Here is a 13,960-nt window from a genome sequence, read left to right on the forward strand (position 1 = left end):
TCCAATGGCGATCCCGAATTCCATACGACAGGTACGCTCCCGAGCGCACACTGCGACATGCCACTAAAGAATCCAGAGCGCATGACCCCGCAATGAACGGTCGACAGGACGACTCGGTTTTGCGGCAGATCGAATCCCCGCGAAACCCCATGCCTCGACAAACATTTCCACAGGCGTAAAAAACTACGACAAGACCCTCTTGCCGACACTAACACCCCTCGTTATACGGCGCCTCCTAGGCCGCTACGGAGACGTGGGTGAGTGGCTGAAACCAGCGGTTTGCTAAACCGTCGTACCCTTAAGGGGGTACCGAGGGTTCGAATCCCTCCGTCTCCGCCACGGCGGCGCAGTTTTCTGCGCTTCGTGGGCCTAAGTTTCAGCCCGGGTCCACGATAGGGACCATGATAGACACTTCGCTTGGAAGAGTTTTTCATGGACTATCGTGGACCTCGGGCTAGAAATTTTTCAGAGAAATTTGTAGATTTTCATGACGCCGACGAATGCAGTTACGTCGGGTGCCGTGACTTGTTCAGATTGGTAAAGTCGCGGGGAGCCCCGAGTCGCCTTGGCCGGCGAAGGACTATATCTCAGCGCCTCACCGTTTGATGATTAGATCGTTGCCGCTGCTTTAGCGTGATGTCACTCTTCTCGCTCGTCGCGGCCCACGCGCTTGCCGCCGGGCGATTCCATGGCAACGATATCAACGTGTCCGTTAGGGCTAAGGTGAAGACCGATACGGCAACGTCGTGGATCAATGTTCGCAAGGATCGACCGTTTGCTGGGCCGATCCACTGCCGGCGCTGTCCCATTGTCACGCGAGCGGCGCGGTAAACAATCCAAGGCCGTGCCTGGCGGTTTGGTCAACCCATCCTGCAAGCCAATGCCTATGTCCGCTACAGCGAGCTTGACGACCAACCGGGATTTGCGGGGCCACTTCACGAGCATCACTGGAACAACCAGAGTGGTCGCAAGGAAAAGGCGGGGCGCCATCACAGCGCCCCGCCCTTGTTTCGGCTCTTTCGGAAAGGATCCCCTGGCGGTCGTCCGAGCTTAGTACTTCAAACGAATGCTTGCACCGTAGAACTTGTCGTCGATACGGATGTCGTGCGGGAAGGCTGGCGTATCGAAGTAGCTGTAATACTTGCCGCCGTTCACATTGACGCCGTCGAACGTGACGGTGATATTCGGTGTCACGTCATAGCCGATCGAGAAGTCGAGACGGCCGTTGGACTTTACCTTGTTGAACTGCACCGAGTCTGTCGAGCCGGTCAGCGTACCCGCTCCGAATGCCGTCTCGTTGTAGCCCGAGCGCCAGGTGTAGACCACGCGCGCGGTGATGCCGTACTTCTCGTAAAGCGCGCCCGCGGTGTAGCTGTACTTTGAAACGCCGAGCAGCTGCTGGCCTTCCAGAAGATCGCCCTTGGTCGTCACCTTGCTGTCCGCATAAGTGAAGGTACCCATGAGACCGAAGCCGTCGAAGCCTTCGGGCAGGAAATCGAGGAAGAACTGGCCGGCCGCCTCGATGCCCTTGAGGTTCGACGAACCAAGGTTGCGCGGCTGGGTGATCTGGTAGGTCTGTCCGTCGATCACCTGGATCGTGGTGTCCGGTGCCACGCGATCCTTGAGCTTGCGGTAGTAGCCCGCCAACGAGACGTAGCTGGAACGGCCGAAGTAGTATTCCGCAGTCACGTCGAAGTTGTGGGACTGCTGCGCCTTGAGATCGGGATTGCCGCCGGAACCTGCCAGGATGACGTTCGGGTTGCCGCCCGGCGCTGCCAGCGACAGGCCGGGGTTGAGGTCGCCGAACGTCGGCCGCGACATCGTCTTGGCATAAGTACCGCGGAACTGAAGTTGGTCGTTCGCCTTGAAGCGGATGCTGGCGTTGGGCAGGACGTAGACGTCCGAGGTGTCGCGGTTGACGGGTACGAACAGGTCGCTGCCGTCCGTTGCCCCGCCGATCACGCGCGAGGTGCCGTCGATCGTGCGGTTGGTCCGTACTACGCGCAGGCCGACAAGGCCGTCGATCATCGAGACATCGCCGATATCGAGCTGGTACTTGCCCTGCATATATGCCGCGAAGGTCTTCTCCGCCGCATCGTAGTTACGGGTCGGATCCCAGTCCGGATCGCCGGCGGGCGCGCCGTAAAGCGCCCGCAGGTCATCGGTGTTGTTGAGCAGGTAGTCCGCGTTGGGCGTATACCAGTGCGATCCGCCATTGATGTAGGGGATGGAATCGGGCGAGCGCACCATGAAGTCCGAAGGCAGGCCAACCGAATCGACCAGCGTGCCGCGGTTCGGTCCGGGGAACGAAGGACCGCCTGCCACGGCCCGGAACGTGCCCTGGCGATCGCTGTAGCGTGCACCGACCTGGACCTGGCGCAGGAAGCTGCTGTCAACGTCGAACGCGGAGTCCAGCTTGAAGGCATACTGGCGGCTGTTGGACTTGTTGAGGTCCTGGAAAAGCGTGTTGGCGAAGACGAAGCCGTCCGGGGTGGACAGCGGATCGCCTACCATCTGGGTCGTGCCGTGACCGTTGTCGTTGACCAGGATGTCCACCGACTGGTTGCGCTTGGCCACGTCGACGATGATCGCGCGGTTCGCGTTCTTCGACTGAATGTAGCTGGCGTCGAACACGACATGGATCGTGTCGGTGTTCCACTTGGCCCCGCCGCCCAGCACATATTGGTCGGTGCTTTGCTTCTTGGCCTGAGTGCTGGTGAGTGCATCGACGCCGTTGAAGGTCGCCGACTGACCGATGCACAAGTTCTCGACATTGTTGCCGCCGAGGAATCCCGCATTGTCGACGGGAGCGGTGAAGCAGTCGCTGCTTGCGGTGGCGTTGGTGATGCTGTTCCCCGCGAACAGATCGGCGAAGATGAAATTGGTCGCGAAAGTCGAGCGATATCCGGTGTACAGGCCGTCGAGGTAGAGTTCCAGCTCGGGGGTCACTTCCCACTGCAGCGCTGCATTGACCTGCGGGCGCGTATTGTGGCCGGTGTCGGTGGTACCGCCCACGCAGGTTGGCAGGACAAGGTCAGGTGCGCCGGCAGGACCGTGGTTGGTCGAGCGCGGGTCGCAGTTGAAGGAAACCGGGCGGCTGAAATTGTTGCGCGCGTAAGAGACGTCGATCAGCGCGCCCAGACGGCCGTCGCCCACATCCCAGGTGTTGGAGACGAGCAGGCCGGCCGTGTAGCTGGTCTCGTCGGAGACGCGGCCATTGTAGACGCGGCCGTTCGCGGCAATGGTGAGGCCCTTGTCGAAGTTGAAGGGCTTCTGGAGCTTCATATCGATAACGCCGGCGACGCCGCCCTCGATAAGGTTGGCCGAGTTCGACTTGTAGACGTCGATACCGCCGATCGCCTCGGCCGGAAGATCCTGGAACGAGAAGCCACGGCCAACGCCGGTGAAGATTTCACGGCCGTCCAGTGTCGTCAGGATATCGCCCAGACCGCGCACAATCGGGCTCTGGATTTCATTGTTGAAGCCATTGACCACCTGGACGCCGGCGACGCGCTGAAGCGCAGAAGCGACCGACGTGTCGGGAAGCTTGCCGATGTCCTCTGCCACGATCGAATCGACGACGAGATCGGAATTCTTCTTGATGTTGCGGGCGGCCTCAAGGCTGGCGCGCTGGCCCGTTACGACGATCTCGTTGCCAGCGACGTCGGCGGCGGCAGCATCCTGGACTTCCTGTGCATAGACTGGCGACCAGATCGCCAAGGCCAGGGCCGAAGACGACAGGACGAGCGAATGAGCAATGCGATTCATGGGACCTCCCTCCAGGAACAATCGGCCCCTTTGACGGGCCTTGCCTGGGCTCATACATTTCTGTTTCTTGTCCGACAAGGCATATTTGTCTGATAAATAAGTTGCCACGCAAAATGGCCGGTGGTAGCCGCTCAAACAACGCTCCCGCGAGGTTTGCCGCAAAAATCGGCATGGACGGAAACGAGCGAAGTTGAGGGAGGCCGGCGTTTCATCGATCGACAGAGCAGCCAGTTTGCTTGGCTTCGCAACGCGCCTTCCCGGCGCGCCAATACACCTGTCGGCTGATCGCGGCGGGTCGGGCAGGATCACCGGCGACAGACACAATAAGGAGAGAGCATGCTGAAGGTTATCGCGAACGCCGCGCTGCTGGCGACCGTCGCCGCCACGGCCATCACCCCCGCGCTGGCAGCCGAGGCCAAGCGGGAGAACTTCGGGAAACTGCCGGACGGGCGAACCGTCGAGGCAGTGACGCTCACGAACGGCAAGGGCATGGCGGTCCGCGTAATGACGCTGGGCGCGTCGATCCAGTCAGTCATGCTTCCCGATCGCAGCGGCAAAGCCGTGGATGTCGCGGTTGGCTACGACAGCCTCGATGGCTATATCAAGGCACCCGAATTCTTCGGTGCCACCGTTGGGCGCGTCGCCAACCGCATTGCCAGAGGCAGGTTCACACTCGACGGCAACGCTTATACTGTACCGGTCAACAATGGCGTCAACTCGCTCCACGGAGGCACCAAGGGGTTCGACAAAGTCGTCTGGGCCGTGCGCGCGGTGAAGAACGGGACCGAAGCCAGCGTCACCATGCGCTACACCAGCCCCGATGGCGACATGGGCTACCCCGGCACGCTGACCACTGATGCGACTTACAGCCTGGACGAACAGAACAGGCTGAGGATCACTTACACCGCCACCACCGACAAGCCGACCGTGGTCAACATTTCGAACCACGCCTACTGGAACCTTGCCGGACCGGGCCGGACCGCGATGGATCACCTGCTCACCATTCCCGCCGACCGGTTCACGCCGACGGACGAAACCTCGATTCCGCTCGGCGAGCACCGTGCGGTCGAAGGTACCGTTTTCGATTTCCGTAAACCCACCGCGGTGGGCGCGCGGGTGCGCAGCGGTGATGACAAGCAGATGGTCTACGGACGCGGCTACGACCACAACTGGGTCGTCGGCCAGGGCGTTACCAAGGACGAACACCTGATGGCGCGCGTGGTGGAGCCCACCTCGGGTCGCGGCTTCGAACTGTGGTCGAACCAGCCAGGCCTGCAATTCTACTCAGGCAACTTCATGGATGGTACCCTTACCGGCAAGTCCGCCCAGATCTACCGAGAGGGCGATGCCCTGGTGTTCGAACCGCAGCTTTTCCCGGACAGCCCCAACCAGCCGCAGTTCCCCTCGGTCCGCCTCGCTCCAGGCCAGACCTATCGGAACGTCATGACCTACAAGTTCTTCGTCACTGCAGAATAACAGAGGATCCCAACGTGAAAGCACTCGCAACCTCCCTGCTCGCAACTGCCGCCGCCCTGATCGTCCAGGCGCCTTTCACATCCGCCGAAGCCCGCCCTCAGTGGACGCCCGCAGAGGCAAAGGCATGGTATGGCAAGCAGCCGTGGCTGGTCGGCTCGAACTTCGCGCCTGCCACTTCGATCAATCAGCTCGAGATGTGGCAGACAGCAACCTGGGACCCCCAGCGGATCGATTACGAACTGGGTCTCGCCCAGGGCATCGGCATGAACACCATGCGCGTATTCCTGCACGACCAGCTCTGGCAGCAGGACCCCGAGGGTTTCAAGAAGCGCATCGATGAATTCCTGACCATCGCAGCGAAGCACAAGATCAAGCCCCTTTTCGTGCTGTTCGACAGCTGCTGGGATCCGAACCCCGTGCTGGGTCCGCAGCATCCGCCTATCCCGGGCGTCCACAACTCCGGTTGGGTCCAGGGTCCGGGTCTCCCCGCGATGCGCGATCCCTCCCAGGAAGGCCGCCTGAAGACTTATGTGCAAGGCGTGATCGGCGCTTTCGGCAAGGACGATCGCGTTCTCGGCTGGGACCTGTGGAACGAGCCCGACAACGGTGCCGACCAGTACAAGGGTCAGGAAGGCAAGCAGCCGATGGTGCTCGCCCTGCTCACCAAGGTTTACGGCTGGGCACGCGAGGCGGATCCCTCGCAGCCGCTAACCTCGGGCGTTTGGCAGCATGACGACTGGAAGACCCCCGGCGCCCTCACCCCGATGGAACAGCTCCAGCTGACCCAATCGGACGTGATCTCGTTCCACGACTACAACTGGCCTGAGAAGTTCCAGGAACGCGTCGACCAGCTCAAGGTCTACGGACGCCCGATCCTCTGCACCGAGTACATGGCGCGCGGCAACGGTTCCACGTTCGACGGCTCGCTGCCAATCGGCAAGCGCGAGAACGTGGCGATGATCAACTGGGGCTTCGTCGACGGCAAGACCCAGACCCGCCTGCCCTGGGATTCCTGGAAGAAGCCATATACCCAGGACGAACCCACGATCTGGTTCCATGAAGTGTTCCGCACGGACGGCACCCCCTACCGCCAGGCCGAAGTAGACCTGATCCGCAGCCTTTCCGCAGCCCCCAAGGGCGTCGTGCCCACTGCGAAGAAGACGAAGTAGTTCTGGACATTTCAGGACCGGCCCGGAAGGAAGCGGCATGCGTATCACCTCAGTGCTTGCCGCCGCCTTCGGTCTCGCTCTTTCGAGCGGGCCGGTCCATGCCGCTTCCGGCGCTCCGACATGGGTGGGAGCCTGGGGCTATGCCTCGGCCGATGCCGGTCCCACCGAGGAATTGCTGCCTCCGGGGACCTATCGCTACCGTGTCCGCCTGACGCAGGGGGGCAGCGCGGTCCAGGCAACTTTCAGCAATGCCGAGGGCGATGCCCCGCTGGCCCTGACTGCGGCCACCATCGCCAGCCCGCTTGCAAACCACGGCACCGAAATCGCGCCGCAGACCATTCATGCCCTCACCTTCTCCGGAAAGCCCGGCGCTGCTCTACCGAAGGGCCAGGCGCTGATGAGCGATCCGCTGACGATCCCGCTAGCAAATGGCCAGGACGTGATCGTAAGCGTCACGTTCTCCACGCCAACGCGCGCGCCGCGGACCAATCTCGGTATCGAGATGGCGTTCTCTCCGGCCTCTTCTGCTTCCGTGTTCCAGCCGATACAGGCCCGCTCCTGGCTTTCGCTGGTATCGGTCCGCACGGTGCAGGCGCCTTGCACGGTGGTCGCTTTCGGTGATTCCATCACCGACGGCTTCGACAGCCTCTCCGCCCAGACGCGCGGCTGGCCGGGACGCCTTGCCGAACGCATGGCCGCGCTCCCGTCAAGCCGCCGCTGCAGCGTGGTCAACATGGGGATCAGCGGCAACCGCGTCCTGCGCGAAGGCCGAGGCGCATCCGCGCTGGACCGCTTCTGGCGCGACGTGGCGAGCGTGCCGAACGTCACGCATGTCATCTTCCTCGAAGGCATCAATGACATTGGCGCCGGCGGCAACGAAGGTGCCGACGCCGTCAAACCGGAAGAGCTGATCCATGGCTATCGCCAGTTCGTCGCCCGCGCCCATGCGCTGGGCATCAAAGTGATCGGCGGAACCATGACGCCGGCCCTGCACGCCGGCTACATGTCACCCATGAAGGAAAAGACCCGCCTTGCCGTAAATTCGGCGATCCGCAGCGGCAATATTTTCGACGGCATCGTCGATTTCGACGCCGCCGTTCGAAATCCGGCCATGCCTTCGGATCTGCGGCCGGAATTCGATCCCGGCGACCATCTCCATCCCAACGACGCGGGCTTGCGCGCGATGGGCGATGCCGTCGATCTGCGAATGCTGACTTCGGTCAGGTAACGCTGCCCGCCCCCTCCCTTGCGGGAAGAGGGGGCAGTTCGTTCCGTTCAGGGCTGCGGAGCGGGGACCTTGTCACCAGCGCGGGACGGCACCGGGAAGATCGGCATGCCGTCCTTGGTCCATTCCATGCGCTGCACGCGCGGCGAGCGGGCAGCGGTGCATTTCTGGTCCGGGCCGGTATTGGCGTGGTAGACGATCCAGGTCTGCTTCCCGCCATCGGTGGTGAAGAAGCCATTGTGCCCCGTGGCGTAGACGTTGTTCTGCGGCGCCTTGGCAAGCACCGGCTTCGGCGACTTGACCCAGCTCTCGGCCTTCAGCGGATCGCTGCCTGGCGCGGCATGGAGGAGACCGAGGGCATAGTCGTCCGACCAGCAGGCGCTGGCCGAATAGGCCAGGAACAGATCGCCCTTGGGGCCGGCCAGAAACTCCGGCCCTTCCAGGATCTGGCGCCCGCCCTGGCGTTCGAAGTCGAGGTCGGGCTTCGCGATGACCGTCTCACCCGGACCGAGCGTCCAGGGGTTCTTCATCGGTGCGATGGCAAGGACGCTGTCGGGACCATCGTAGGCGGAGTAGATGAAATAGCGCTTGCCGCCGGTCTCGAAAACGGTGCCGTCGATACCGGTCATGCCGGTGACGATGCGGCCCCGGTCTACCCATTCGCCCTTGAGCGGATCGGCGCTGGCATTTTCCAGCACGAAGATGCCGCGATGTGCATCGTCGTCATGCCCTGCAGCGGCAGCGGTGTAATAGACGTACCACTTGCCGTCGATGCGGTGCAGTTCCGGCGCCCAGATCGAGATCGCGTTCGGGCCGCTGGCGGGCGGCGTCCATATGACATGCTCGGGCGCTTCGGCCAGCTTCGAAAGGTCGTCGGTCTGGCGGATGGCCAGGCGGTCTCCCTTGGTGCCCATGAAATAGAAGGTCGAACCCTGGTGAACGATCCAGGGGTCGGGACCGCTCGCGAGCAATGGATTGGTGAGAGTCGCGCTGATGGCCGCCGGCGTGGTGCCGGTGGGTGCGCAAGCACCAAGGGCCAGCACTGCGAGCGCGGCGGGGGCGAGGGATCGGATCATGCGGGTGTCTCCATCTTGGCCCAGGCCGCCGCGAAGGCGCGGGCATTGGCAGCTATTTCCTGGGTGGTGGCGCCAGCCCTGTAGAGCGACGAGCCCAGGCCGAAACCGTCGGCTCCGGCCGCCCGCCAAGGCTCCATGTTATCGGGCGTAATGCCGCCGACCGCGAAGAGCGGAACATCTTTGGGCAGCACGGCCCGCTGCGCCTTGACGACCGAGGGCGTCGCGGCCTCTGCAGGGAACAGCTTGAGGCCGGTGGCGCCTGCCGCCAGGGCGGCGAAAGCCTCGGTGGGCGTGAAATAGCCCGGGAGCGAGACCATACCGCGCCGGGCGGTTTCCGAAATCACGGCAAGGTCGGTGTTGGGCGAGACGATCATGGCGCCGCCCGCGTCCTCGACTTGTGCCACTTGTGCGGTCGTCAGGACCGTACCCGCCCCGACGACCGCGCGGTCACCGACCCGTTTGACGAGGCGCTCGATACTGACGAGCGGTTCGGGCGAATTCAAAGGCACCTCGATCAATGTGAACCCTGCCTCGACAAGAACGTCTCCGGCAGCCTCCACCTCATCGGGGGCGATACCGCGCAGGATGGCGACCAGCGGCAGGCCGGCCAGAGCGGAAGCGAAATCAATCATGACATATGGTTCCTGATGCGCCTGATGCCGGCAACGAAGGAGGCCCGGCGATTGGTCGTGCCCCAATCCACGGTAATGAAAGGCGCGTTTGCCTCATCCCCGCTATTGGCAGCTGCCTGCCCCATCTCGTCTCCCTGCCGTTCCGGGCCATTTTTCCGGGCCTGTCCGGCTGCCGATCCGAAACCTCTCGAATCAGGCCGCCGACCCGGCCCGACCCTGAATAACGTCTAAAACCGTATTTATAAGATGAATCTTGACAATGGCGCGCTGGCACTGCTTTTTGACGCTCAAGCACAGAACACATCGGGAGACGAAAATTGGCACGGGGCAATTCGCGCAAAGCCGCAGGCATGGCCATCGCAGCGATCATGGGCATGGCAGCACAGACGACCGCCACGGCCCAATCGCCCGCCAAACCGGCGCGAACGGAGGTCGTTCCGGGGGCGCCAGAGACGCCTTATGTCGATCCCGACAAGGCCTACCTCTTCGCCCACATGACCAAGGAGCGCTACGGCGTACTGTACTACACCGTCAGCAGGGACGGACTTCACTGGACCCAGATCAACAGCGGCAGGCCGGTATCCGAAGACTATCACGGCCATCCCTCGATCGCGCGCGGGGCGGACGGGCGTTATTACCTCGTCGGCAACAAGAGTGACGAGGATCCCTACATCCGCTTCTGGGTGTCCGACGATCTCGTCGCCTGGAAGCCATATGGCACCTACAAGCCGGATGTGCTGCACGTTCCCGGCCTGCCGCATGCCCTGCAGCGGATCGGCGCGCCCAAGCTCTTCTTCGACAAGCCCTCGGGCAAATTCCTGCTGACCTGGCACACCGCCACCGTTCCCGGCGTGCCCGAGGATCCGGAGCGCTATTGGGCGAGCCAGCGGACCCTCTACGCGCTTTCGAGCGACCTCAAATCCTTCGACAAGGCGCCCAAACGCCTGTTCGACTGGGACATGGCGACTATCGACACCTTCATCCAGCCCGAAGCCGATGGCAGCGGCTACTGCGCGGTGATCAAGGACGAACGATACCCCAGCTATAACTGGACGACCGGCAAGACCGTGCGCGTCTCCTGCGCCAAGGACCTGTTGGGCCCTTACCCGCTGCCCGGCCCCTCTATCAGTCCCAACTTCCGCGAAGCGCCCACGGTCATCCGCGCGCCGGGCGGCGAGGACTGGCTGATGTATTATGAGCAGTACGCGGGAACCAGCTACGGCCTGTCCAAGGCACCGCGTCTTACGGGCCCGTGGTTCCAGGTTTCAGGCAACTCGGGCGTTCCTGAATGGAACCGTTACGAGATGCCCGCCGGCTTGCGCCATGGTTCAATGATAGAAATCACCAAGATACAGTATGATAGGCTTGTGAAGGCTTTCCCCAACGACAAGTAAATCGCGACTGGCAATAGGCGCTATCACATCCACTTCACGGCTATCATATGAACGGACTTATCATATTAAAGGTTCTTGCGTCGCCCGCGATGTCCAGTAGGTTGGGCGGGCGACAGGATCGAACCGTGCGAGCGGGATGACAACACAAGGACGGCTTAGTGACAGGCTCCTCCCCCCTCATCGTCGATGAGCCCGTCGCTCAGCTCGGCCGCAATCTGACATATGGCCTGCTCGACAGCATGGGCCGTGCCATCGTTACCGGGCAATTCGATAACAAGGTTTTCCCCACCGAAGCCGAGCTCGCCAAGCAGCACGGCGTCAGTCGCTCGGTAACGCGCGAGGCGGTCAAGATGTTGACCGCCAAGGGACTGGTCAGTGCCCGCCCGCGCCAAGGTACCATCGTGCAGCCGACCTCGTCCTGGAACCTGTTCGATACCGATGTCCTGCGCTGGATGCTCGAACGCCAGCTTTCGGTCGAATTGCTTCGCCAGTTCAATGAGTTGCGTGTCGCAGTAGAGCCTGAGGGTGCCGCTCTGGCGGCGAAAGTCGCGGGAGAGGAAGACATTGCGCGGATCAGGGCGGGTCTTCTGCGGATGCGCGCTGCGGAGAACGGGCTGGACGACCCTCTGGAAGCCGACATCGCTTTCCATGTGGCGATCCTGCGTGCCTCGAAGAACCCGTTTTATATCCAGCTTCGAGACATCGTCAGCACGGCTTTGCGCACTTCAATCCGTTTCACCAACCGGATCAAAGGCCGCACCGCCGATGTCGACGAGCACGCAAAAGTGCTCGACGCCATCATTGCACGAGACTCCCACGCGGCGCGTATCGCCATGCGTACGATCATAGGCGACGTGCTCGGCCTGATCGAGAAGCGTCATCCCGCTCCGGAATGATCCGCGCTCGTCGTCGGTCGCCCTTCGATGGCTGGATGATTGGAGTGCGGTGCAGATGGCGCGCAGCGTCTAGTCAGGAGCCTTCCTCGCTATAGACGAAACATCGCCAGTAGCGCCGGTTCGCTCGAACGTTCATCGCGATTTACTTGCCATCTCTTTAAGCTTTACCCGTTGTTGGTGGATCGACGGTACTCCACTGGCCTCACGAAGCGCATCCGAAAGCAAATCGCTGCGATAGGGTTCCTGAGTCCACTGTTCCCCATCGTGCCGTTGATACTGGGTGCCGTAAATTTGGGGTTGCCCGATACGCACAAGGTAGCGATCAAGTGTCGCAGCCGCGATCCATGCAGCCTCGGATTTGCCGCGCGCTGCCGCTATGACTGCAAGTGCGTGAGCTTTCAAACAATCTTCGGGTAGATCGCCATGCTGAAAGACGAATGCGGCATGATAGAAATCCTCACCGCTGCTCAATTTGCCATCATCTAGCAAAGCTTGGGTTTGAAGCCGCCTTTTTTGGTCGTCCTCATGGACTTTAACCCAATCGATTTCAGGGTCTTTTGGGGACGCCTGGTCCGACTCAAAAATAACGGTCATCTCGGCGCTACTCGACGGCCCCGTTCCCAACGCCTGCTCACCGGGCGCGCCGACAGCAGGTGCGCTGCATAAAAGCAACGCGAGTATCGTCATCAAACGCACCCAGGAACCTCCAAAATCTCATACGGATATTCTGAACGATCCATGACTTAATTGCATGTCATATTATTGATATTCGCCTTAAATCTGTAATCCAATTGATTGGATTAAATATCGAGACCGATTTAGAGTTAAATATTTGAAAGACGGTCGGTTGACTGCTGGTATCCGCCCTCACGCCGCTCAATGTTTCTGAACGCGCGGAAAACTGCCCGTCCAATTCCGGGAGAGGAGATCGCAATAGTGACAATTTGCATTGACCTTAGCTCTCATCAAGGCATTTATCCGAACCGATCGCGAAGAAGTCCAGTACCGACTGATGTCTTGTTCTCCAGCATGTTGCGCCATATGATGTGATAATGTCTCATCAAAAACTTGCCCCAGCTAATCCCGCCAATGCCCCCAGCGGTCGTTTTTTCCCCCACATCGGTATCGAAGCAGGGATGCGCGTGCTGGATGTGGGTTGCGGCAACGGTGACCTCAGCCGTGTAATGGCCTCGCTCGTAGGCTTGGAAGGCGAAGTCATTGGCATCGATAGCAGCAAAGAAGCCCTAGCCTTGGCGCGCGCCGTTCAGCCCACTTCGAAAAGCGCTCAGGTCCGCTATCAGATTGCCGATCTAAGCAGCGAGTTACCCGATCTAGGCCAATTCGACGCCATCGTTGGCCGGCGGGTGCTGATGTACCTCCCCGATGCCGCTGCAACGCTGACGCAGCTTGCACGACTAGCAAAAGCAGGCACGATCCTGGCGTTCCAAGAACATTCGCGCGCTGATCTGCCGGCAGGCGCAAACGATCTCCCAGTACACCGGCAGTGCTACCGTATGGTGTGGGATACAGTCACGGCCGAGGGCGGCGACACCACTCTCGGGTATCGTTTGGCCGACCTGATGCGCGCCGCCGGATTCGCGATCGATCATGCGCGGAGCGAGGGCGTGCTAATCCAGCCATGGGAGGAATCCTTTCTGCCGACACTAGCGCGGGCCATGCTGCCACGCATGATCGAACAAGGCCTAACCAGCGAAGACGAGTTTGATCTGGATTCACTCGCACAGCGAGTTGATGATGAGCGCCGGACTGCCAAGGGCACAATTTTCTGGGATCTTGCTTTTCTAGTCTCGGGTCGGTTCAGCTGAGGGCGGAGAAAAAACTCAGCGGACAAAACCAAAGCGGACTTTTGCCGTCAGGTCGAGAATGACCATACCATCCCAAAGCGAGGCGTTACCCAGCGTCCCGTCTGCTCGGAAGCCCCAACTGGCATACGGTGAGGGCTGGCTACCGTCTGTGAATACTATCGGCCGTCCTAGATCCAGTTTCCCCAACATCATCGATGCTGCGGCTGGAGCGCCAGATAGCGTCACTGACTTACCCCACGCAGTCCCATTGATGGCAGTTGGTGCTTGCGCAACGGCCGTCAGACCCGTTAGCTTTTTCCAGGTAGACAGATCAACGCTTAGCGGCATCAGACTAGACCCAGTGTCAAAAATCACAGCGTCGCTGTCAACGGCGGCGCAAAAGTCGGCCACGGGGCGGAGTAAAACCAGGCCAGTGTGGCGGCCGCCCGGGGAAGTGGCGTGAGGGCGTAGCCCGAGGGCCACTTCCCCGGGCGTTGGCCTGATTTCAGGGGTTGGTTT

10 protein-coding genes and 1 tRNA gene are annotated in these 13,960 nt (G+C 61.3%); 7 read left to right on the forward strand and 4 right to left on the reverse strand.

The annotated features are described in order from the left end of the window. The first annotated feature begins 247 nt into the window (after positions 1–247). A tRNA-Ser gene (locus tag AB4Z00_RS11175) sits at positions 248–339 on the forward strand. Between the two features lie 711 nt (positions 340–1,050). On the opposite strand, the gene AB4Z00_RS11180 is transcribed toward AB4Z00_RS11175, so the two are convergent. Next, positions 1,051–3,768 (reverse strand): TonB-dependent receptor, encoded by a 2,718-nt coding sequence (locus AB4Z00_RS11180; protein ID WP_442045960.1) that lies wholly within the window; start codon positions 3,766–3,768, stop codon positions 1,051–1,053. 336 nt (positions 3,769–4,104) lie between these two features. Between AB4Z00_RS11180 and AB4Z00_RS11185 the strand changes: the two genes are divergently transcribed. From AB4Z00_RS11185 to AB4Z00_RS11195, 3 genes are read left to right on the forward strand one after another with little or no spacing between them, the layout of a single operon-like run. Next, positions 4,105–5,244: an aldose epimerase family protein gene (locus tag AB4Z00_RS11185; RefSeq protein WP_442045961.1), complete on the forward strand. Its 1,140-nt coding sequence runs from the start codon at positions 4,105–4,107 to the stop codon at positions 5,242–5,244. Between the two features lie 14 nt (positions 5,245–5,258). Next, positions 5,259–6,413, forward strand: a complete 1,155-nt coding sequence (locus AB4Z00_RS11190) for a glycoside hydrolase 5 family protein (RefSeq protein ID WP_442045962.1) — start codon at positions 5,259–5,261, stop codon at positions 6,411–6,413. Between the two features lie 37 nt (positions 6,414–6,450). Beyond that, the gene (locus tag AB4Z00_RS11195) at positions 6,451–7,641 is read left to right on the forward strand and encodes an SGNH/GDSL hydrolase family protein (protein ID WP_442045963.1); all 1,191 of its coding nucleotides are present in this window, start codon (positions 6,451–6,453) and stop codon (positions 7,639–7,641) included. 47 nt (positions 7,642–7,688) lie between these two features. Here the strand turns inward: AB4Z00_RS11195 and AB4Z00_RS11200 are convergent, their stop codons facing one another. Together AB4Z00_RS11200 and AB4Z00_RS11205 are read right to left on the reverse strand one after the other, a co-directional pair. Continuing rightward, a complete protein-coding gene (locus AB4Z00_RS11200; protein WP_442045964.1) occupies positions 7,689–8,714 on the reverse strand; it encodes a glycoside hydrolase family 43 protein in 1,026 nt (341 codons plus the stop codon). After that, positions 8,711–9,346: a 2-dehydro-3-deoxy-6-phosphogalactonate aldolase gene (locus AB4Z00_RS11205; RefSeq protein ID WP_442045965.1), complete on the reverse strand. Its 636-nt coding sequence runs from the start codon at positions 9,344–9,346 to the stop codon at positions 8,711–8,713. The genes AB4Z00_RS11200 and AB4Z00_RS11205 overlap by 4 nt, the downstream gene beginning before the upstream one ends. A 350-nt stretch (positions 9,347–9,696) precedes the next feature. On the opposite strand from AB4Z00_RS11205, the gene AB4Z00_RS11210 reads away from it, so the two are divergent. Together AB4Z00_RS11210 and AB4Z00_RS11215 are read left to right on the forward strand one after the other, a co-directional pair. Beyond that, positions 9,697–10,740, forward strand: coding sequence for a family 43 glycosylhydrolase (locus tag AB4Z00_RS11210; protein WP_442045966.1), 1,044 nt, complete (start codon positions 9,697–9,699; stop codon positions 10,738–10,740). Positions 10,741–10,979: 239 nt separating this feature from the next. Beyond that, positions 10,980–11,636 carry a FadR/GntR family transcriptional regulator gene (locus AB4Z00_RS11215; protein ID WP_442045967.1) on the forward strand — a complete coding sequence of 219 codons (657 nt, stop codon included), beginning with the start codon at positions 10,980–10,982 and terminating at the stop codon, positions 11,634–11,636. A 132-nt stretch (positions 11,637–11,768) separates the two neighbouring features. Here the strand turns inward: AB4Z00_RS11215 and AB4Z00_RS11220 are convergent, their stop codons facing one another. Then, a complete protein-coding gene (locus AB4Z00_RS11220; RefSeq protein ID WP_442045968.1) occupies positions 11,769–12,323 on the reverse strand; it encodes a hypothetical protein in 555 nt (184 codons plus the stop codon). Between the two features lie 365 nt (positions 12,324–12,688). Here AB4Z00_RS11220 and AB4Z00_RS11225 point away from each other — a divergent pair, with 365 nt between their 5' ends. Further along, a complete protein-coding gene (locus AB4Z00_RS11225; protein ID WP_442045969.1) occupies positions 12,689–13,462 on the forward strand; it encodes a methyltransferase domain-containing protein in 774 nt (257 codons plus the stop codon). Positions 13,463–13,960 lie beyond the last annotated feature (498 nt).

It is taken from the genome of Novosphingobium sp. YAF33, from assembly GCF_052113265.1.
In the GTDB taxonomy this organism is placed as follows: Bacteria; Pseudomonadota; Alphaproteobacteria; order Sphingomonadales; family Sphingomonadaceae; genus Novosphingobium.

Bases quoted from the DNA above. Each gene is read 5' to 3' on its own strand.
- AB4Z00_RS11215 (WP_442045967.1), top strand. From the start codon at position 10,980: ATGGGCCGTGCCATCGTTACCGGGCAATTCGATAACAAGGTTTTCCCC.
- AB4Z00_RS11180 (WP_442045960.1), bottom strand. From the start codon at position 3,768: ATGAATCGCATTGCTCATTCGCTCGTCCTGTCGTCTTCGGCCCTGGCC.
- AB4Z00_RS11200 (WP_442045964.1), bottom strand. From the start codon at position 8,714: ATGATCCGATCCCTCGCCCCCGCCGCGCTCGCAGTGCTGGCCCTTGGT.
- AB4Z00_RS11220 (WP_442045968.1), bottom strand. From the start codon at position 12,323: ATGACGATACTCGCGTTGCTTTTATGCAGCGCACCTGCTGTCGGCGCG.
- AB4Z00_RS11185 (WP_442045961.1), top strand. From the start codon at position 4,105: ATGCTGAAGGTTATCGCGAACGCCGCGCTGCTGGCGACCGTCGCCGCC.
- AB4Z00_RS11225 (WP_442045969.1), top strand. From the start codon at position 12,689: ATGTCTCATCAAAAACTTGCCCCAGCTAATCCCGCCAATGCCCCCAGC.
- AB4Z00_RS11205 (WP_442045965.1), bottom strand. From the start codon at position 9,346: ATGATTGATTTCGCTTCCGCTCTGGCCGGCCTGCCGCTGGTCGCCATC.
- AB4Z00_RS11210 (WP_442045966.1), top strand. From the start codon at position 9,697: ATGGCCATCGCAGCGATCATGGGCATGGCAGCACAGACGACCGCCACG.
- AB4Z00_RS11195 (WP_442045963.1), top strand. From the start codon at position 6,451: ATGCGTATCACCTCAGTGCTTGCCGCCGCCTTCGGTCTCGCTCTTTCG.